Genomic DNA, 20,592 nt, shown 5'->3' with positions numbered 1-20,592 from the left:
TCACCATCCTTAATTTTATAACAAGCTGATCTATTATCTCTTGTGCTTCTGCTTCTGTTATAACACCATTTTTCAAATCTCTTTCTATATATATATCTAAGAATGTAGTATTTCTTCCTATAGACATTGCTGCTCCATTATTTTCTTTTACTCCTGCTAAATATCCAAAGTATAAGAATTGAGCTGCTTCTACAGCATTACATGCTGGCTTTGATATATCTATGCTGTAAGATGCTGCCATAGCTTTTATTTCACCTAAAGCTCTAATCTGCATTGATACTTCTTCTCTAAGTCTTATAAGTTCATCTGTAGTTGGCCCTACTAACTCATTTAAATCTTTTTTCTTCTGTGCTGTTAAAAAATCTATTCCATAAAGAGCTATTCTTCTATAATCACCTATTATTCTTCCTCTTCCATAAGCATCTGGAAGTCCTGTAAGAAGTCCCACTGTTCTTGCTTTTCTTGTAGCTTCTGTATAAGCATCAAATACTCCTTGATTATGAGTCTTTCTATATTTACTAAAATAATTTTCTATATTCTCATTCATCTTAAATCCATATTCTTCTAAGGACTGTTCTACCATTCTCATTCCACCAAAAGGATTCATTATTCTCTTTAGTGGTGCATCTGTCTGAAATCCTACTATAACTTCATTTTGCTTGTCTAAATAACCAGGTTTAAAATTATTTATACCTGAAATTTCATTAGTTTCAACATCTATAATTCCTTTTTTGATTTCTTCTATAATTAACTCTTCTGCTTCTTTCCAAAGCTTATTAGTTTTTTCTGTTGGTGCTTCTAAAAAACTTTTATCTCCTTCATATGCTGTATAGTTTTTTTGTATGAATTCTCTTACGTCTATTTCCTCTGTCCATATACCTGATTTAAATCCTTGCCGTTGTTTCATAATCATAAAAAATGCCTCCCTAATTAATTAAAATATTTTTTTACATATCCAGGAAGCTTCAAAAAATATAACGCCGCCTGGACAGTTTGCCCAGGCGGTCGACATTTTTTGTATAAATCACACTCCCTGTGGTAAACTCCACTTCCGCCAGTTATGTGATTCTACTAAAAAAATCTTTAATTACGTTACTTTCAAATACAATTAAATAATGATTTTTTTAGTTTTTTAAATTTAATAATATAATAGTAAACAATAATTCGTTGTTTGTCAATTTATAAATATACAAATATTCATAAATAACTAAATTAATTTTTTAACTATGTTAAACTAAAAACCACTACTAATAACATTTTAAACTTTTCTGCAGCTAAAAGTGCATGTGGCACATGTGCTGGCATTACTATAGTTTCACCTTTCTTAACATTAAACTTTTCATCTCCTATGGTTATTTCAGATTCACCATCAAGAATATAAACCATAGCATCTCCTCCTGCTGAATGAGAACTGATTTCTTCACCTTTATCAAATGCAAATAAAGTTACACTAAGAGCTTTTCCTTGAGCTAAAGTTCTGCTTACAACTCTTCCCTCCTCATAATCTACAAGTCCTTCAAACTCTAATGGTTTTGCAAAATCGATATTCTTTATAAAATGTTTCTCCATAACTTCTTACCTCCTAACAATATAAGTGTTTCCTTATATCTAAATAGTAATACTAATTATATGATTAATCTGTACCATTAGTTACAAAAGAATAAATTTTATTATAAAAAATAACAGCTAAAAATCAGCTGTTATTTTTTACTATTTGATTGTAAATTTCATTATGATAGGTTTAGATATTTTTTGTCCTGAATCTGAAGTAACATTTGTAGTTACCACTAAATAATACACTTTACCTGATTTATAACTTTGCGCAGGTTTAACTACTAAAGTATCTTTGGTAACATCAAAGTTTATATCAACATCTACTTTGTTATATAATTCATCTAATACATATATATTATTTTTATTTGCTGTAGAACTAGCTACAGTTTTAGTAAATTTTAATTTCCATGACTTATTTGGTTCTATACCGGTCTTTTCCTGCCACTGTCTAGAATTATTAAAGTCTACTTCTGTATCGTTAACTACTGTTACAATACAAGTATCTTTAAAACCTCCATCATTTGATACTGCATTTATATAAACCTTACCAGGTTTCAAAGCCTTTATACTTATTCCATCAAAAGAAATTAATCCTTGCGCATCGAATCTCCAAATTATTGAGTTATCTGAAGCATTAGCTGGTAATACATTTGCAGTTAATGACGTAGTTTCTCCTACTTTTAAAGTTATCTGATGTTTGTCCAATACTACAGATTTAACTGGAACATTAGTAATACTTAAATCATAACTTGTATTAGCAACTGGATATTTTGATCTATTCCATGCATGATCTTTAACCAATTGATTGTCTGTTAAATTATAATAATCATATCTTACTCTTCCCTGAACATCTGGTACAGGATCATCCCATGTACAATCCAACTGGTACCACTTTCCATTAAGATTTACTAAATTCCAAGCATGATTTTCCACACTACTTCCATCTACCATACCAACTACAATTTTAGCTGGTACACCTGCTTCATTTAACATTTTATATGCTAAAAGTGCATATCCTTGACACACTGTAGTTCCATCATGCAATGCATCATAAGCACTATGTTTTACAAGAGTTTCATCATAAGCAGTATTTGCAACTATGTAATCATGTATAGCTTTTTCTTTTTGATCTTGTGTCATAGAATCTCTTATTATATTTTGAAGTATAGAATTCACCTTCTGATTTACCCAATTTTCCTGATCATATGTTAATAAATATTCTACAGTAAAATCTATATCTACATCTTGATTATATCCATGATACCTTACTTCAGAGCTTACAATAGAATTTGCCAAATAATCATCAGATTCATCAATATAGTCTAATACTTCATTTAATATACCTTTCAGATCCGAAAAATTCCCTGTATAATGTATGGAAAAACTTGTATTTCTATTTAAATAATTATCTTTAGCCACCTGCTTAATTTGATTTATAGTGCTGCAAGAATTATTACTATATAAAAGATTGGGTTGTTTTACTTGCTGTTGTACAGCTGCATTAAGAAGATTTTTATTTTTTCTACTTACATTTCCACTATAATATTTTTCATTAATATTATTTATTTTAATATTATAACTAGAATCTTCAGTGGAATCATTCACCCCATGTGCTTGTACAAAAACAGGTGCAAAAGTAACTAAAGATATAACTATCATACTAGCGATTAACTTCCAAATTCTTTTCACATATTTCACTTCCTTTTGCAAGATAAATTTGTATACATTATACCATATATTTCATCTTAATTTCCTTAAGTTCTCAAAAATAACTCCTTTTATAACAAATTATTTTTATGTAGATGTTAATAAATATATTTGAACTTCTTTATTATTCATAAGATAATAATAACAAACCTATGTAATAGTTATAAAAACTATATTTTATGTTTGTAAATCTTACTTTTTTACAATATTTAGCCTAAAACCGTTATTGAATAGATTCCCATAACATGATAATATTTGTATAAACTTAAAATACATAAATATTAAGGAGGATATATAAAATGTTTACTGAAAGGAAAACTTTAAATCTTTACACTTCTTCAGAATCCTATAATAATTCCAATCCGGATATAGTCATAAGTGATGTAAGTATAGAGGTTCAAAGAGAAGGTTTTTTAGTAATAAAGGATCTCAATGGATATACTCACATAATAAATGTAAATAAATTTGTAGCTATCGTTTATTAAAAATCATCACCCTAAAATACTTAAGAAAGGAGTATGGTTATGTTTTATTATGATTTTCATAACCAGTTATATTGGTTTGAATTATCTTGATAACTATAATATATATGATATCTATTTAAAGTGGAAAAACGGTACTGAACCTTTTCAGTGCTTTTTTAAATCCACACCATTTGTTTCTATCAAAAACTATCCAAACTTTATTATAAAAAAATTTGATATTGCATCTAATGAAACAAAAGAATTTAACGAGACTAAGCATATAATAAATAAATACAAGAGACATAATACTATTTTCATCTTAGACATACCTGGAAGCGAAAGCATTAAATTTGCTTATATGCTTCAAAATAGTCTAAAGATTAAGCCTGTACTTACTTTTAATGCTATACTTCATCCCTATGGTTTAGTTCAAGGAGAAGACTTTATAAGCAATTTAATTACTTATGGTGAAAAAATTTCTGATATAAAAACTGAAGGTTACATTTTCATCTTAGATAACGGCAGATATATCTCTGATTCTACAGGTACTGAAGAAAACTATTTTAACAATCAATATGAAACTACTGAAGAGGATATGCCTTCTCATGAATTGTTGAAGGAATTAAACTTTGACAATGTAGTTTATATTTATAAAACATCTATTAAAGAAGATATTTCTTGTTATTTTGATTATCTAGAGCATTATAGTATAAAGGTAAACAAATATATGATTGGAGAATAAAATTTATGGATAATAAAAAATCATGGAAATATAAAGCGGCTGCACTAAGTCTTGCAGTATCAATGGTGTTAGTAAATCCATTGGCATTAACTGGCTGTGCACATCAAAATAGAGACAAAGATAAAGAAGATGATAATCAAAATCAGTCTACTTCTTACTCACATTCAACCCCTTTTATATTTAACTCTAGTTCAACATCTAGTGGCAGTAAATCTAGCATCAATACAGGCAGTACTGGTGGATGGAAGGCTTGGACTACACCATCCTCTAATGGTGGATATTCTGGAGTACATGCTGGAAGTGTATCTAGTTAAATATATTACTTTGTGGAGATGATTTTAAAGTGTACAACTCTTTAACTGATAAACTTTTGTTTGACTACTACATGATAGATTGCAGAAGAAAAGAAACTATATTTTCTCCCTGTCCCTTCTATCTCGATAATAAAACAGTAGATAATATGAAAAAGTCTGCAGAAACTTTAGATCTTTTAGTTAAAAGAATAATAAAAAATATTAATGGAGATTTTTTTGATTTTCAACAATATATAAAAGACTTTAAATTTAAGCAGAATATTGTAGATCTAAAAATCCCATTAAGTCCTATGTTTTGGGTAAGATATGATGCATTTATAAGAGAAGATGGCGGGATTTTTTTCTCTGAATTTAATTATGACAAGCCTTGTGCTCAAAGAGAAATTTTAGTTAGTGAATACTTGGAAACACATAATAATTTAAATAGTGGATTTAAAGATAAATTTATAGCTTCTTTTAAAAATATAGTAAATGATTTTTTCAAAAATCATTTACATAAAACCTTTAATATAGCTGTACTTGTAGATCCTTGTCATTTAGAAGAATGTCATTTATCATTTTTATATAAAGATATTATGGAAAATTCTAATTTTCATTTTATAGCTGTAGGTCCTAAAAATTTAAAAGTTGTAGATGGTAATTTGCTTGCTTTTGGTAAGAAAAAAATACATGTAATTTTAAGACAATTTCCTACAGAGCATATGGATGAAGTTTGCCATATAGAAGAAATTTTAAATTTATATAATCAAGGTAAAGTTCTCATCATAAACGATCCTAGAGTAATCATTGGTCAATGCAAAAGTCTATTTGCTTACCTATGGTCATTAATAGAGAAACAGGACAAAAGATTAAGCGAGCATGAAAGAGAAGTAATAAAAAATACTCTTCCTCAAACTCGTATTTTTAAAAAAGATTATTTAAAAGATGTACTAAAAAATAAAAATAAATATGTTTTAAAACCTATTTATGGAAGATATAGCGAAAATGTATTCATTGGAATATTGCACTCAGAAGAAGAATGGAAAAAATCAGTAGAATATGTTTTGGAAAATCCAGATGACTTTATTCTTCAAAAATTTTGTGCTATTCACAAGGATGCTGTAACTACAGTATCAGAAGATAGATTTATACCTAAAGAAGCTTTTGGAAACTTTGGAGTTTATCTTATTAATGGAAAAGTAGAAGGCTTTTGTACTAGATGGAATGAAAGCTATTTAACTTGTGACGAAAGCACATGGATAACGCCAATAGGATGGTCAGATAAACATATAGATATACTCCATTTTACAGGAAACAATAGAAAAGAAATTTGGGATAAAATAAGTGACAGAGCTATGATGGAGTATGATTTTACTGGAAGTTATTTTAGAGATAAAGAATATACATCCCTAAACAGCCTTATCTTAAACAAAAGCAAATTTGATGAACTAAAAAACGCTGCTAATAATATATGTACCATATTTAAAAAGGCTCAAAATCTAGTATTAGAAAATATTAATGCATTTTCTGATATTCTAGGTATTCATGGGCTAGAAAATATAGTTAAAGATAAAAATACAAATTCTTTTTTATTTTTAGGAAGAATAGATTGGTGTCTTAACAATAAAGGTGAGTGGAAACTTTTAGAAATCAATTCTGAAACTCCTGCAGGTTTAGTTGAAAGTATTGGTATAAGTAAAATAATACAGGAAGAATTAAATATTCCATATAAAAATCCTAATGAAAACATGGTTAGCATGATAAGAGAAGAATTTTTTAAAATATTAAAGGATTATTCTAAAAATCATGATATTAGTAATATAGGCATTTTATCTGGAACTTATTATGAAGATTGGTATAATACAAGCATTATATACAATATAGTTAAAGATCTTCCTTATAAAATAAGTATGGGAAATATCTATGATGTAAAAGTTAATAATGATAAATTATATCTTTATGACAAACCTTTAGACGCTGTATTTAGATATTATCCTTTAGATTGGTTTATTCATGAAAGTAGAACAGATATACTAAATGCCATGAAGCAAAATACTCTTAGTATAAACCCTCCCCATACCATAGTTACCCAAACCAAGGCTTTTTTAGCTTTAATCTTTGAATTAAAACAACAAGGATTTTTTTCTAAAGATGAAAATCTTATTATCGAAAAATATATATCAGAAACTAGTTTTGATGTAAGAAAACTTAATACTACTGATATTTGTATAAAACCACTTTTAGAAAGAGAAGGCAATGGTGTCTTATTAGGATATGAGGTGTCTAAAGAGCCTGAATACAGTTTTATTTTTCAAAAACGAGAGCATATGACTCCAATAGATTATGATATTTACTCAACTTTACACAAAGAAAATAGACTTCTATATCCTATTTTTGGTACCTACATAACTGGTGATAAATTTTGTGGTCTTTATACTAGATTGGGAAATTTGATAACTACCAGTTCCTGTATATATTCCCCTATCTTCATAAAGGAGGACATTTAATGGGTAAAAAGAACGAAATTACATCAACAAAATTATTTGAACAAAATAAGAAAAAACACATTAATAAGCATACAATAATTAAAGTTATCCTATGTATTTTAGCAATTATTATTATACTAGGAATATATGGTCAAACTAAATATAAAGAACGACAGAATGATAAAAATTTAGTAGGATATGCTGTGCAAAACGAAAAACTAGTAGATACTTGTAATCTAGTCAATATAGACGGTTTTTATCTCGGTAAAGGAACTTTAAACGGACAAGTTCATTACATTTTTCAAGGCGAAAAAAACAATGAAAAATCAAACAATATAGATGTAATTGATAAGCAAGTAGAAATACATTATGTTGATTCTTCTAATTCCTTAGATAAGCCTGGCACAGTTAAAGCCTATGCCACAGACTATGTAAAAAAGGACAAAAACGGCAACATAATAAAAACTCAGAAGAGATATTACTATAAAGTATATATCCCTCAAAATTCAATAAAAGATTGTGGTGAACTTACTGCATCAGATGATGAATAAAATAAGCATTATGCTTATTTTATTCATTTATATAATATTTTGAAATCCTTCGCCAAGAACTTCATTTATTTCATTAACAGTGATAAATGCTCTATCATCAATTAAACTTATATATTCCTTTAATTTAAAAAATTCTTTTCTACTTATTACTGTAGTTATAACTTCTCTTTCATTATTTTTATATGCACCTTTAGCATAGTATACTGTAGCACTTCTCTGAAGCTTATCAACTATATAGCTTTTAATTTTCTCTCCTTCATTGCTTATTATAGCCACATGCTTATAGGTATTGATACTTTTTATTACTTTATCAATTATAGTTGAGTTTATTATAACTCCTAATATAGCATACAAACCTTTATCTATTCCAAACACTAAAGATGCAGCTGCAGTAACTACTATATCTGGAATCAAAACAGATTTTCCTATACTAATTTTAAAATACTTATTTATTATTTTACCAATAATATCAGTTCCACCTGTGGACGCTCCTTGATTAAACACAATTCCCATACCTAATCCAGAAATCAATATTCCAAATATAAGCTGCACAAGAACATCGTTACTTAATGGATGTTTCGGAAATAGCCATTCTAAAAGCAGCATCATTCCAGATATAGTAAAACTACAAAATACAGTTTTTCCTCCAAACACAGGACCTATAACTATTATTCCAATTGTAAATAATATAACCTCCATTGCCATCATCAATATGCCAATAGGTATATTAGGAAAAATACTATTTATAATTATGGCAGCTCCACTTATTCCTCCTGCTGCAATTTCATTTGGAGCAAGGAAAAAATAAGTTCCAAATGCAACAAGAAATGTACCTAATAAAATTAAAGAAAAATTTTTTAATTTACTTTTCATACTCACTCCTCCTAGTATAATATTCACTAAAAAGAGCATATAAATCCAAGTAAAATATTTCCTCAGATTTATATGCTCTCATATCACACATTACAAAATTCTTGTATGAATGTCTTTTCATAAGTTAAGTTATAACTCAATTATATAGTATCACATGATACTTTTTACTGTCAATATTTAGTTTAATTTTTATGAACTTTTAGTTGACAAAAAAAATTTTAGGTATTAGAATTTAAATAAATGAGTGAGTACTCATTTATTTTTAAAAAATAATGAGGTGATACCATGAACTTAAATGACGATCAAATAAAGGATGACATAGAAAAACTTTTGAATGATCAAGGGGATTTAGAAGAAAATATGACCAAAAGGCAGTGGCAAATACTTGAAGCAGCTATGAAGATATTTTCAGAAAAAGGATTCCAAGGCAGCAGAACCAGCGAAATAGCAAAAGAAGCAGAAGTTGCAGAAGGTACTATATTTAGATATTACAAAACAAAAAAAGATCTGTTAATTGGACTATTAATACCTTTAATTACAAAATTTTTTAAACCTTTGGCCATTAAATCGGCAGAAGCAATAATAGAAAACAAAAAAAATAAGCCTATTGATAAACTAATGGAAGATTTGCTTTTGGATAGATTAAATTTAATACATTCTAACTTTCCATTAATTAAAACCATATTTATGGAAGCTGCATACCAACCAGAACTTCTTAAAACTATTCAAAAAAATTTAGGACCTATAGTAATACCATTTATAAACAATTTTATGGAACAAAATATTGAAAATGAAAATTTTAGAGATAAAGAACCCATACTAATAACAAGAACTATGATGAGTTTGCTTATTGGATATATAATACTTAGCAATGTTTTTCCAGACTATTTTAGCAGTGAAAATGATGAAGAAGATATAAAACAAATGGTGGATATTTTTTTACACGGAGTTGCAAAATAATATTAGGAGGGTTTTAAAATGAATAAAAAAAGAATCTTAAAATTTGCAATTTTATTTATGGTACTTATATTATCATTTTCCATTTTCTTTGTAGTTAAATCATTAAAAGACAAACAATCTGACGAGTTCATCTATTCTGGTACAGCAGAAGCCGATACTATTAACATAACTTCTGAAACTTCAGGTAAAATCGGCGATATCAAGATGAAAGAGGGTACTAAAGTGAAAATAGGTGATTTAGTGGCAGTAATATCATCAAATGAAACTGAAGTTAACCTACAAAGTTCTCAAATTAGTATAAAAAATGCAGAAAATGAACTTGGAAAAATAAAAGATGGAAATAGAATAGAGGAAATAAAAGCTCAACAAGCATTAGTTGAACAGGCTCAAGCAGCCGTAAAACAAGGAGATGCAAATGTAAATAATTCAAAAAATAATTTAAATGCTGCTAAAACTAATTATGATTATAAAAAGAAATTATATGATGATGCTGTTACTCTATATAACAGTGGCTCAGAATCAAAATACAAAGTTGATGCAGCTAAAAATGATTTAGATAATGTATCTAATACTCTAAACAATGCAAAAAGTGCACTAGATATGTCTCAAGCTCAATTAAATAATTATAAAGCACAGTTAAATGCTTCCAGTGAAAAATTAAATCTTTTAGTAAATGGTGCTACTGAAAGAGACAAAAACACTGCTCAATATAATTTAGATAAAGCTCAAAATTCCTATGAATTGTCTAAAATTCAATTAGATAAAAATAATTTAGTATCAGCAGTGGATGGTACTATACAAACTATCAACTTTAAAAAAGGTGAATATGTTACTCCTGGAACAGCTATAGCTACTTTAATTGACACAAATAATGTTTGGGTTAAGATTTATGTGCCTGAAAGTATGCTTCCCAATATCAAATTAGATAAAAATGTAATTCTAAAAAGTGATTTTATAAAAAACAAAACTGTAAAAGGAAAAATCACATATATATCACCAGATGCTGAGTTTACTCCTATGAATATAGTCACTAAAAAAGATAGAATGAAAATAGTATACGCAGTCAAAATACAAATATTAGATAACTTGGATATTGTAAAACCAGGAATGCTTTTTGATGTAAATTTAAAATAAGAGGTGTTATATTATGGATTATGCCATTTCTATAAAAGGTCTTACAAAAAAATTTGGTAATTTCACAGCAGTAGATAACTTATCTTTTGACATACCTAAAGGTAAAATTTTTGGATTTCTTGGGCCAAATGGATCAGGAAAATCTACCACTATAAGGATGATTTGTGGTGTATTAAGCCCAACATTAGGTGAAGGAAAAGTTTTGGGATATGATCTTATAAAAGATACGGAAAAAATCAAACAAAATATAGGATATATGTCTCAAAAATTTAGTCTTTATGAAGATCTAACCGTAGAAGAAAATTTAGAATTTTATGGAAAAATATATATGCTTCCTAAAAAACTTCTGGAAGAAAGAAAAAAAGAGCTCATCATTATGGCAAACTTAAAGGGAAAAGAAAAAAGCTTGGCCGGAACTCTATCTGGAGGATGGAAACAAAGATTAGCACTAGGATGTTCATTAATCCATAACCCCAAATTACTTATATTAGATGAACCTACTGCAGGTGTAGATCCTGTTTCAAGAAGAGAATTTTGGCACACCATAACGGAGCTTGTTAAAGATGGTATAACAGTTCTTGTAACTACTCACTATATGGATGAAGCCTCTATTTGCGATATTATAGGTTTTATATATAATAGCAAGCTTATTACTATAGACACTCCTGAAAATCTTTACAAAGAACATAATACAGAAAATTTGGAAGAAGTATTTATAAATTATGTTAAAAAGCTTTCTAATAGACAAGTTATATCTTCATTCAATGATTTAAAAGCATCCGAATAAAAGAAGGTGATATATATGCAATATAAAAGATTACTTACTATTACTAAAAAAGAGTTTATCCATATAAAAAGAGATAAAGCAAGTCTGATTATAGCCTTACTAATGCCTGTCATGATGCTTTTGCTATTTGGATTTGCTGTAAATACAGATGTAAACAATGTAAACTTAGCCATTTATGATGGAAGCAACACATTAGAAAGTAGAGAACTTATAAGCAAATTTACTAATTCATATTACTTTAAATTATATGGATCTATGAATTCTTCTGAAGAAGTAGAAAAATATATAAGCATGGGTAAGGTAAAAGTAGGGCTGATAATACCTCCTGATTATACAAAAAATTTAAGGAGAAATTCTCAAACAGAGATTCAAGTTTTAGTAGACGGATCAGACCCAACTATAGCCAGAACTGCCATGTCATATTCTCAGCTTATAGCAAATAATTATTCACTTAAAATAAAATCTGTTAATGTAAAAAGATTAACTTTAAAACCTTTAGTTCTCTATAATCCAACACTAGAAAGCAGTAAGTTTAATATTCCTGGAGTAATTGGACTTATTCTTCAAAATATCACTGTAATACTTACATCTTTTGCTATGGTAAGAGAAAGAGAAAAAGGTACCATAGAGCAACTTATTATGACTCCTGTTACACCTTTTGAGCTTGTAGTTGGTAAACTCATACCTTATACTTTAATAGGATTTTTTGATTTAATAATTGCTTTATTACTGGGAAATTTAATATTTGGTGTAGTTGTAAAAGGAAGCATGGCATTACTAATATTTCTTGGAACTTTATTTTTAATTTGCTCTCTGGCAATGGGCATGCTTATATCTACAGTATCTAAAAATCAACTTCAAGCGATGCAAGCTTCTATAGCTTTATTACTTCCAAGTGTACTCCTTTCTGGATTTATGTTTCCAAGGGAGGCTATGCCTAAATTTATATACTATTTAAGCAACATACTTCCTATGACTTATTTTTTACAAATACTAAGAGGAATAATTGTTAAAGGTGTAGGAATTTCTTATCTAATAAGTCCTATTATTTCACTACTAATTTTAATTTTTATAATCATAGGAGCGACTATGAAGAAGTTCAATAAAACATTAGATTAAAAAAACAAAGTTCACTTCAATAAAGGAAGTGAACTTTGTTTTAATCTAATATTTTTAAAACTTCTACTTCATATTCTCCATCTGGTGATTCAACAGCAACCTTTTTACCAACTTCAATTTTGTATAAAGCCGCACCCAAAGGAGATTCTATACTTATTTTCATATTTTTAACATCGGATTCTACTGAACTTACAAGAGTAACTTCTTCAGTATCATCAATATCATAGAACTTTACAAGAGCCGTTTTATTAATACCAAATACATGTTCCTCATCAGAATCTTCAATTATAACAGCATTTTTAAGCTGCTGCTCTAATTCCATTATTCTTGTTTCAGTCATGGATTGATCATCTTTTGCTGCATCATAATCAGCATTTTCACTTAAGTCTCCCTGCGCACGGGCATACTTCAAAGCAGATTTAATTTCTGCTCTTTTTACAGTCTTTAAATATTCCAATTCTTCTTCTAGCTTTTTCTTACCAGCTTCTGTCAACATTATACTACGCATTAAAAAATCACCTACTATCTTAAATTCTGTTAATCTAACATAATTAACCTCATTTTACTATTATAATATTAGTAAATTAATAATACAAGGTGTAGGCCAAGTTCATAATTTACTTAATTGTCTCAGGCTTACTATATTTTTTGTTAAAAGTATCCACTGTTACTTTCTTCATAACTTGTGTTACCTTAGGTTTGTCCTTAGAATCCCTATCTACAGAAACTATTTTATCCACTACATCCATTCCTTTAGTAACCTTTCCAAAAGCAGCATATTTTCCATCAAGGCTTGGTGCATCTCCATGCATAATAAAAAATTGTGATCCGGCTGAATCATTTTCTCGTGACCTAGCCATAGAAATTACTCCTCTTGTATGTCTTAATCCATTTTCATAGAATCCGTTTTCAGCAAACTCACCTTTTATTTTATAATCAGGTCCTCCAGTACCATCTCCCTTTGGACATCCACCTTGAATCATAAATTTAGGTATAACTCTATGAAAAGTCAATCCATTATAAAAACCCTTATTGGCTAAGTATACAAAATTGTCCACAGTATTTGGTGCTGATTTAGGATATAATTCAACCTTTATTTCATCACCATTTTCCATGGTTATTGTAACTATTGGATTAGCAGCATCATGCAGCGTTTTTTCATCTACAACTTTAAATTTTTTAGATCCCTGTATAAAATTTTTCTGAGAGCATCCAAAAATTATAAAAGCAGCTATCACACATAAAATCAAAATTATAATTTTATTTAATTTCATTATTACACCTTCTTTTAAATATACTCATTTCAGTATAACTAAAGTAAATATAATTATCAACTAAATATTCATAAAAGTATTACAATAACTAAAGCAACACAAATATAATTAAATTTTTTACAAATACTAGTTAAAAGAAATTAAAATTCTTTATCAAATGATAATACATATCACTTTTAAAAAACTGTTGACTTTTAAGCATTATACATTTATTATATATGTATATTTTATTATCAATTGATAATAAATAGTAATTTATAGGAGGCTTTAAAATGAATTCAAAAGTAAAGGTTGCAAGACTTTCTATACTTTCTAACTCAAGTCTTATATTAATGAAAATATTTGTAGGCATATTTACAGGTTCAGTAAGTATTATATCCGAAGCAATACATTCTACTATGGATTTGGCAGCTGCAATCATTGCCTTCTTTTCCGTGAAAATATCTGATAAACCAGCAGATGAAGATCATCCATATGGTCACGGTAAAGTAGAAAATATATCAGGTGTACTAGAAGCATTACTTATTTTTGGGGCTTCTGTATGGATAATAGTAGAAGCCGTAAAGAAAATAATGCATCCTGAAATCGTAGGTTCAATAGGTATCGGATTTATAGTTATGTTTATATCTGCTTTGGTAAATCATATAGTATCAAAAAAAATATATAAAATTGCTAAACAAGAAGATTCTATAGCCTTAGAAGCAGATGCTCTCCATTTAAAGGCAGATGTTTATACATCCTTAGGTGTTGGTGTAGGACTATTGCTAATATGGATCACAAAGTTACACTTTTTGGATCCTATAGTTGCCATTATAGTTGCTATATTCATTTTAAAAGAAGCTTACTCACTTTTAAAAACAGCTTTTGAGCCTCTTTTAGATGTAAAATTATCTGATACACAAATAAACTCAATAAAAGCTGCCATTGACAAACATAGTGCTGTATACTGTGACTTTCATGACCTTAGAACTCGAAAATCTGGACGTACCAAATATATTGATCTGCATCTAGTTTTTCCTGAAAATATGACTATAAAGGACGCTCATGATATTTGCGATATAATAGAAAATGATATTGAAAAATCTCTAAAAAATACTCATGCCACAATACATTTAGAAGCCTGTGACAAAAATTGCTCTTATTGTAAGTTCACTAAAAAAGAGAAATGCAAATAAAAAATATCCGTATTTATAAACCATAAATACGGATATTTTTATTATACTTAATTGCTGCTTTCTAATATTATTCTATCTATCTAAAGCATTTAATGCTCTTAGTAAATTTTCTATATCCATGCCATGAACTTGAGCAGCTTCTTCTAATGATTCAGCTTGTGCTGAAGGGCATCCTACGCATCCCATTCCAAAAGTCATTAAAGTTTCAGCAGCTTTTGGATTTACTCTTATTATTTCTCCAATTGTCATATCCTTAGTTATTCTTTCCATAATCAATACCTCACTTTTACTTAATTTATAATACTAGATTTAGTATCACATTGTAATTGTAATACTTAGTCATTTTCTTATCAAGTATTATTATTTCTTTTATAGCAAAAATTTATTATTATTTTTTATTTATAAGCTTAAATTCTGAATTAGTAATTTCAAAATTATTTTTTAGACCATCAGTTATATAAACTTCTTTATTTTTAGTTACAAATATGGCATCTACTCCTTTTAATGTTTTCACATATTCAGGACCCTTTTCCATACCCTTATAAAATATGTTTTTAGTCATAGCATCTGCATCAATGGATACATCTGTAACTAATGTAACACTGGCAAGGGAATTATCCATTGGGTAACCAGTAAAAGGGTTCAAAATATGATGATACTTTTTACCATCCTTTTCAAAAAACCTTTCATATATTCCAGAAGTTACAACTGTTTTATTGGTAACATTTATTGTAGCAAAATAATCTCCTGTAGTATTAAATGGATTTTGTACACCTATTGTCCATGGTTTACCTTCTGGATTATCATTAATAGCAAGCACATTACCACCAAGGTTTACAATAGCATGCTTAACGCCATTTTCCTTTAGTATTCTCGTAGCTTCATCTGCAGCATAACCTTTTGCAATACCACCTAAATCTAAAGACATTCCAGGTTTAGCCAACATTACCTGCTTATTTTTCTCATCTATAATAAGATCTTTATAATTTATTAAAGCTTTTTTTTGGTCTATTTCCTGTACAGAAGGCAATTTAGCATTATCAGTTCCTATTCCCCAAAGCTTAACTAAAGGTCCTATAGTTATATCAAATGCTCCATTAGACTGCTCCGAGTAATATTTTCCTTTTTTCAAAACATATAAAGTATCATCGGATACTTTAACATAAGACTTTCCAGCCTTATCAGCAACAGCATCCAACTCAGTTCCGCTTTTATTTACACTCATCTTATTTTCTATATCTTTAATTCTTTTATATGCACTGTCAATAGCTTGTTGCTTATTGCCATCGTATACCTTTATGGAACAAACAGTACCTAACATATATTCTGTTTTATCAAGTGGTTCTAAATTCTTTTTTCCACATCCATAAAATAATGAAATACATGTTACCATAAAAATTGCTATACTTATACTTTTAACCACTTTTTTCATACTTGTAAACCTCATTTTTATATTTTATTCAAGTTTTATTTTCTTTTTGTACACACAAAATTTTGCCTTAATATAGTTTCTCTTAATCATTTAAGTCTAATAGGGAATCCACATGCAACCATATAAGCTTCGTCACTTAAACTTCCTATATATTGATTGATATGGCCTAAAATATCACTAAAAATTCTTCCAAGCCTATAACCTGATACTATACTCCACCCCACCTCATTTGTTACTATAATTAATTCTTTATCTCTTTCTTTTGCTACTGTAATTACTTTCTTTACTTCATCTTTTATTTCCTTTTCTAGCTTTGATATTTCTTCTAATGAAATAGTATCAAAATCAATATTTTTGTCAAACATCAAATTTGTAACCATAGTGCCCATACATTCTAACATTATATATTTATTATTGTCTTTTTCCAGAATTTTATCTAAATCTTTAAACCCTTCATAAGTTGACCATTTTTGATTTCTACTCTTTTTATGAATTTCTATTCTTTTTTTCATTTCTTCATCTGTAACTTTAGCTGTAGCAATATATAAAACATTGTCCTTACCTTCTAAAATTTTTTCTGCAAAAGTACTTTTTCCACTTCGACTTCCACCTGTAACTAATACTATTTTTCCCATACTGACGCTCTCCTATCATATAAAATTCTTGACTAATATCGTAATAACAATTAATGCAAGTATTTCATTTAATTCATTGCTTGCTCCTAAAGTATCTCCTGTAAGTCCACCTATTTTACCTTTACAAAATAAATTGAATATAAATGTAAAAATCATTGCTGAAACCACCAAAATAACAGTATATTTCCAATGTATTATTAGCAACAACACTGCTAAAGTCATCATAAAACTTATACACAATTGATTTTTTCCTACATTATTTATAAGAAAATTTCCTGTCCCTGTATTCTTGGCAGTATTACCTATATAAGATATAAAAACAGTACAAAATCTAGATATTGCAGGAACTACTATAATTGCTACGGAATATCTAGGAGCTATATATGTTAAAAGTGAATATCTAAACAAAAAATTCATTATTGTTGCAATACATGCATATGTACCTATTCTACTATCTTTCATTATTTCAATTATTTTTTCCTCACCCTTAAAAGCAAAGAATCCATCAAAGGTATCTCCTAGCCCATCTATATGAAATCCACCAGTAATAATTACTCCAACTAAAATTACTATCACTACTACTACATCAACTGGTAATATCTTTACAAACGCTTCATATACTATCCATTGAATAATTCCAATTATTAACCCTACAATAGGCAAAAAAGTTGATCCTCTCCTAAAATCCTCCATTTCACAAGGTAAATTCATATTTACAGGTATTCTAGTAAAAAACTGAATTACTAACAAAAAACTATTGAATACTTTTTTCATAATAATCTCCTTTACTATCACGCTTAAATTGTACTTCTATATTAAATTTAATTATAATATATTTCATAATTTTTATGTTCAGTTAAACATGGCATATACTATCTATGTATATATTTCCATACTCATACTTTATAAGAGTTATATCGCCATTTTTTGAATTAAACTTCCAAAAAAAATCTAAATTATTGTCTAAAATATAACAATACACAGATTTTATAACACCACTGTGAGTTACAATGAGAATATTGTCATCCTTAAGTTGTAAAATACTATCCATAAAATCTTTTATTTTTCCATAAAACTGCATATAACTTTCTCCATTTGGTGGTACTGCATTCTTCCAATCTTCACACCAAACCTTCCATTCTTTTGGATAAAGTTCTTTTATCTCATTATAATTTTTCCCTTCAAATGCACCAAAATTTCTTTCATTTATTCTGAAATCTTCAGTTATACTACATTCTTTTTTATCCAATATAATCTCAGCCGTTTGCTTAGCTCTTTTCATTTTACTTACATATGCTCTATTAAAACTTATATTTTCAAGCATTTTTGAATCCTTCTTTGCTTGGATAAAACCGATTTCACTAATTGGTACATCTAAATTACCATAATAGAGATTACTTTTGTTACATTCAGTTTCTCCATGTCTTACAAAATATAAATTCATACATTCCCCCCATTCCTGTAGTTCACAAATAAATTATATAGCAAATATGCAAAATGGACAAATTATTATTAATTTAAATATACATTTTGTATATAAAAATAAACCTGTAGATATTTTTTATCTACAGGTTTTCTCTTAAATCTTAAGCAGTATATTCTTCATCCGCTTTTTTAAATTTATTCTTTCTTGATAAATATATAGGATAACCTATTACAGTAAGTAGGATACCTATTCCTGCATTCATAGGTTGGGTAAGTAAAGTGTTAAATATTATATAAGCTCCGCCTATAATAGCTATAGCTGGAATTATAGGATATAGTGGAACTTTGTATGGTCTATACAAATCTGGCTGTTTTTTTCTAAGAGTAATTACTGCACAGAATGTCATAACATAGAATATCCATATTACAAATACCAATAAGTCAGTTAACTGATCAAACTTTCCTGAAAATACAAGTATTATTGATACAACAGCTATTAATATACTACTATTTATAGGTGATTTAAAAGTTGGATGTAACTTTGATAACCACTTACTTCCTGGTAATTTATTTTCTGTTGCCATTGCATAAGGTATTCTAGCTCCTGTTAATATGTATCCATTTAGTGCTCCAAATATAGATACTAATATACCTACAGTTATAACTTTACCACCTGCTTGTCCGAAAATTACTTTTGCAACATCAGCAGCTGGTGTTTTTGTAGCAGCAAGAGTAGATGCTGGTAATACAAATAAATAAGCTACATTTATTATTACATATACTGCCATAACTAATGATAATCCGCCAACAATAGCTCTTGGTAAATCTTTACCTGGATTTTTCATTTCTCCTGATATAGCTCCAACATTAATCCAACCTTCATATGCAAACATTGTAGCTACTAGAGCTGACCCAAGACTTGTAGCTATTGGATGATTAGCAGCTGTTACTGGGAATAATCTTGCTGCTCCACCGCCGCCATTCATAAGTCCAACTATTATAATTGCAAATAAAGGTATTAACTTACCTACTGTAGATACAGTTTGAATAATTCCACCTGTTTTTGATCCCAATGCGTTCATGCATATTAAAAATATAATTACTATAATTGCTACTGGCTTTAACATTGAATCACTTAAACTTAATAACGATGTTACCTGTGTTGCAAATATTATTGCAAGTGCAGCTATATTTGCTGGAATATATATGATTGTTTGTGCCCATCCTAAAAGATACCCCCAAACATCACCATAAGTTTCTTCCAAATATGCTATCATACCACCTGTTTTAGGTATTGCTGCAGATATTTCAGCTGCTGTAAGTCCGCCTGCTATAGATATAATTCCACCTAAAACCCAAGCCATCATACCTAGTCCAGGAGCTCCTGTTGATGTAAATATAGCTGTAGGTTTAAAGAATACCCCTGAACCGATAACCATACCGATAACGATTGCAAGAGCAGGTACAAGACCTATTTCTTTTTTTAATTCACTTTTACCCATTTTGAGATTACCTCCCTACAAATTTTAAAATGTGATAAATTCTTATCACGATAAAATATTAACATCTATTTTGCTTTAAATCAAGATAAATTTTATAATAGTTTATGCATTTTATACAAAACGTTGAAAATTGCAGGATTTGACGAACATATTTTATAATTTCAAAATTTAACTTACTTAGTTCTACTTTTATTTCGTTATTTTTTTAACTATATTAGTGCAATAAATTAAAATAAATGAATAATTGGTTTCATTTACAAAAATACTTCGTTAACCAAAAATACATAACAATAACAAATATTATTTTAATTTGATATAATTTACTTTATAATTTTATAATTAGTTATTTCAAAAATAGATTTTATAATTAACTTTTTGCATAAAATCAAGCTTTATTCATTCTATATATTGAATAGATTTTATTTTCTGTTAAATTATAGCTTTTATTAATACTAAATATGGTATATTCTTTTTATATA

Annotated in this window: 22 protein-coding genes and 1 riboswitch; of the genes, 10 read left to right on the top strand and 12 right to left on the bottom strand. The window is 28.3% G+C overall.

Annotated features, from left to right (window positions below; all coding sequences use genetic code 11):
- The 3 genes from EG57_RS0220065 to EG57_RS0220055 all read right to left on the bottom strand — a co-directional run.
- Positions 1-910 (bottom strand): pyruvate formate lyase family protein (locus tag EG57_RS0220065; protein WP_032078896.1); only part of this gene is annotated, 910 nt, incomplete at its 3' end.
- A 78-nt stretch (positions 911-988) separates the two neighbouring features.
- A riboswitch (ZMP/ZTP riboswitch) is annotated at positions 989-1,072 on the bottom strand.
- Positions 1,073-1,224: 152 nt separating this feature from the next.
- Positions 1,225-1,569 carry a cupin domain-containing protein gene (locus EG57_RS0220060; protein WP_029163009.1) on the bottom strand — a complete coding sequence of 115 codons (345 nt, stop codon included), beginning with the start codon at positions 1,567-1,569 and terminating at the stop codon, positions 1,225-1,227.
- Positions 1,570-1,710: 141 nt separating this feature from the next.
- Positions 1,711-3,243, bottom strand: coding sequence for a transglutaminase domain-containing protein (locus EG57_RS0220055; protein WP_032078895.1), 1,533 nt, complete (start codon positions 3,241-3,243; stop codon positions 1,711-1,713).
- Between the two features lie 317 nt (positions 3,244-3,560).
- On the opposite strand from EG57_RS0220055, the gene EG57_RS0220050 reads away from it, so the two are divergent.
- The 5 genes from EG57_RS0220050 to EG57_RS0220030 are packed head-to-tail and all read left to right on the top strand — an operon-like array spanning position 3,561 to position 7,797.
- The gene (locus tag EG57_RS0220050; RefSeq protein ID WP_032078894.1) at positions 3,561-3,746 is read left to right on the top strand and encodes a hypothetical protein; all 186 of its coding nucleotides are present in this window, start codon (positions 3,561-3,563) and stop codon (positions 3,744-3,746) included.
- Positions 3,747-3,795: 49 nt separating this feature from the next.
- A complete protein-coding gene (locus EG57_RS0220045; protein ID WP_242859888.1) occupies positions 3,796-4,467 on the top strand; it encodes a hypothetical protein in 672 nt (223 codons plus the stop codon).
- Between the two features lie 5 nt (positions 4,468-4,472).
- Positions 4,473-4,781 (top strand): hypothetical protein, encoded by a 309-nt coding sequence (locus tag EG57_RS0220040; protein ID WP_032078893.1) that lies wholly within the window; start codon positions 4,473-4,475, stop codon positions 4,779-4,781.
- A gap of 29 nt (positions 4,782-4,810) precedes the next feature.
- A complete protein-coding gene (locus EG57_RS0220035) occupies positions 4,811-7,267 on the top strand; it encodes a glutathionylspermidine synthase family protein (protein WP_032078892.1) in 2,457 nt (818 codons plus the stop codon).
- The gene (locus tag EG57_RS0220030; RefSeq protein ID WP_032078891.1) at positions 7,267-7,797 is read left to right on the top strand and encodes a hypothetical protein; all 531 of its coding nucleotides are present in this window, start codon (positions 7,267-7,269) and stop codon (positions 7,795-7,797) included. Before EG57_RS0220035 ends, EG57_RS0220030 begins: the two co-directional genes overlap by 1 nt.
- Positions 7,798-7,824: 27 nt before the next feature.
- On the opposite strand, the gene EG57_RS0220025 is transcribed toward EG57_RS0220030, so the two are convergent.
- A complete protein-coding gene (locus EG57_RS0220025; protein ID WP_032078890.1) occupies positions 7,825-8,670 on the bottom strand; it encodes a YitT family protein in 846 nt (281 codons plus the stop codon).
- Positions 8,671-8,955: 285 nt separating this feature from the next.
- Between EG57_RS0220025 and EG57_RS0220020 the strand changes: the two genes are divergently transcribed.
- The 4 genes from EG57_RS0220020 to EG57_RS0220005 are packed head-to-tail and all read left to right on the top strand — an operon-like array spanning position 8,956 to position 12,670.
- Positions 8,956-9,630 carry a TetR/AcrR family transcriptional regulator gene (locus EG57_RS0220020; RefSeq protein WP_032078889.1) on the top strand — a complete coding sequence of 225 codons (675 nt, stop codon included), beginning with the start codon at positions 8,956-8,958 and terminating at the stop codon, positions 9,628-9,630.
- A gap of 18 nt (positions 9,631-9,648) precedes the next feature.
- Positions 9,649-10,764 carry an HlyD family secretion protein gene (locus EG57_RS0220015; protein ID WP_032078888.1) on the top strand — a complete coding sequence of 372 codons (1,116 nt, stop codon included), beginning with the start codon at positions 9,649-9,651 and terminating at the stop codon, positions 10,762-10,764.
- A 13-nt stretch (positions 10,765-10,777) separates the two neighbouring features.
- On the top strand, positions 10,778-11,551 hold the full coding sequence (locus EG57_RS0220010; protein WP_032078887.1) for an ABC transporter ATP-binding protein: 774 nt from the start codon (positions 10,778-10,780) through the stop codon (positions 11,549-11,551).
- Between the two features lie 15 nt (positions 11,552-11,566).
- Positions 11,567-12,670: an ABC transporter permease gene (locus tag EG57_RS0220005; RefSeq protein ID WP_029163019.1), complete on the top strand. Its 1,104-nt coding sequence runs from the start codon at positions 11,567-11,569 to the stop codon at positions 12,668-12,670.
- Positions 12,671-12,710: 40 nt separating this feature from the next.
- Here EG57_RS0220005 and greA read toward each other — a convergent pair whose 3' ends face one another.
- Both greA and EG57_RS0219995 read right to left on the bottom strand, forming a co-directional pair.
- Positions 12,711-13,178, bottom strand: a complete 468-nt coding sequence (greA, locus tag EG57_RS0220000) for a transcription elongation factor GreA (RefSeq protein WP_032078886.1) — start codon at positions 13,176-13,178, stop codon at positions 12,711-12,713.
- A gap of 109 nt (positions 13,179-13,287) precedes the next feature.
- A complete protein-coding gene (locus EG57_RS0219995) occupies positions 13,288-13,785 on the bottom strand; it encodes a peptidylprolyl isomerase (protein WP_200880585.1) in 498 nt (165 codons plus the stop codon).
- Positions 13,786-14,216: 431 nt separating this feature from the next.
- Between EG57_RS0219995 and EG57_RS0219990 the strand changes: the two genes are divergently transcribed.
- A complete protein-coding gene (locus tag EG57_RS0219990) occupies positions 14,217-15,119 on the top strand; it encodes a cation diffusion facilitator family transporter (RefSeq protein WP_032078884.1) in 903 nt (300 codons plus the stop codon).
- 72 nt (positions 15,120-15,191) lie between these two features.
- Here EG57_RS0219990 and EG57_RS0219985 read toward each other — a convergent pair whose 3' ends face one another.
- The 6 genes from EG57_RS0219985 to EG57_RS0219960 form a co-directional block, all read right to left on the bottom strand.
- Entirely contained in the window at positions 15,192-15,389 is a 198-nt protein-coding gene (locus tag EG57_RS0219985; protein ID WP_029163023.1) for a DUF1858 domain-containing protein, read from the bottom strand.
- Positions 15,390-15,507: 118 nt separating this feature from the next.
- A complete protein-coding gene (locus EG57_RS0219980; protein ID WP_032078883.1) occupies positions 15,508-16,551 on the bottom strand; it encodes an FAD:protein FMN transferase in 1,044 nt (347 codons plus the stop codon).
- An 86-nt stretch (positions 16,552-16,637) separates the two neighbouring features.
- On the bottom strand, positions 16,638-17,186 hold the full coding sequence (gene cobU, locus EG57_RS0219975) for a bifunctional adenosylcobinamide kinase/adenosylcobinamide-phosphate guanylyltransferase (RefSeq protein ID WP_032078882.1): 549 nt from the start codon (positions 17,184-17,186) through the stop codon (positions 16,638-16,640).
- Between the two features lie 15 nt (positions 17,187-17,201).
- A complete protein-coding gene (gene cobS / locus EG57_RS0219970; protein ID WP_029163026.1) occupies positions 17,202-17,960 on the bottom strand; it encodes an adenosylcobinamide-GDP ribazoletransferase in 759 nt (252 codons plus the stop codon).
- Between the two features lie 82 nt (positions 17,961-18,042).
- Positions 18,043-18,630: an alpha-ribazole phosphatase gene (cobC, locus tag EG57_RS0219965; protein ID WP_032078881.1), complete on the bottom strand. Its 588-nt coding sequence runs from the start codon at positions 18,628-18,630 to the stop codon at positions 18,043-18,045.
- Positions 18,631-18,772: 142 nt separating this feature from the next.
- Positions 18,773-20,113, bottom strand: a complete 1,341-nt coding sequence (locus tag EG57_RS0219960; RefSeq protein ID WP_032078880.1) for an APC family permease — start codon at positions 20,111-20,113, stop codon at positions 18,773-18,775.
- Positions 20,114-20,592: the final 479 nt, after the last annotated feature.

This window comes from Clostridium drakei (assembly GCF_000633595.2).
Lineage (GTDB): Bacteria > Bacillota > Clostridia > Clostridiales > Clostridiaceae > Clostridium_AM > Clostridium_AM drakei.
The sequence above is the reverse complement of the archived record's forward strand: the minus strand, read 5'-3'. Positions and strand labels throughout refer to the sequence as shown.